At 50.5% G+C, this 828-nt stretch carries 1 rRNA gene; it reads left to right on the plus strand.

The window, feature by feature from the left end:
* A 23S ribosomal RNA gene (locus ACTQ5J_RS13485) occupies positions 1–828 on the plus strand; the annotation flags it as partial.

Genomic DNA, 828 nt, shown 5'->3' on the forward strand with positions numbered 1-828 from the left:
GGAAGGGGAGTGAAAGAGTACCTGAAACCGTGTGCCTACAAGTAGTCAGAGCCCGTTAATGGGTGATGGCGTACCTTTTGTAGAATGGACCGGCGAGTGACGATAGTTGGCAAGGTTAAGTTGAAGAAACGGAGCCGTAGCGAAAGCGAGTCTGAATAGGGCGTAAGTCAGGTGTCGTCGACCCGAAACCAGGTGACCTACCCATGTGCAGGTTGAAGGTGCGGTAAGACGCACTGGAGGACCGAACCAGGACACGTTGAAAAGTGTTTGGATGACATGTGGGTAGCGGAGAAATTCCAATCGAACCTGGAGATAGCTGGTTCTCTCCGAAATATATTTAGGTATAGCCTCAGAGTAAGAGTCATGGAGGTAGAGCACTGTTTGGACTAGGGGGGCTTATGCTTTACCGAATCCAGATAAACTCCGAATGCCAAGGACTCATCTCTGGGAGTCAGACTGCGAGTGATAAGATCCGTAGTCGAAAGGGAAACAGCCCAGCCCACCAGCTAAGGTCCCCAAGTTATTGTTAAGTGGAAAAGGATGTGGGGTTGCATAGACAGCTAGGATGTTGGCTCAGAAGCAGCCATCATTTAAAGAGTGCGTAATAGCTCACTAGTCGAGTGACCCCGCGCCGAAAATGTACCGGGGCTAAACAATACACCGAAGCTGTGGATTCAGTATAATTACTGAGTGGTAGGAGAGCGTTCTATGGGCGGAGAAGCAGTACCGTAAGGAGCTGTGGAGCGCATAGAAGTGAGAATGCCGGTATGAGTAGCGCAAGACGGGTGAGAATCCCGTCCACCGATTGACTAAGGTTTCCTGGGGAAG

The organism is Fundicoccus sp. Sow4_F4 (assembly GCF_052116145.1).
In the GTDB taxonomy this organism is placed as follows: domain Bacteria; phylum Bacillota; class Bacilli; order Lactobacillales; family Aerococcaceae; genus Fundicoccus.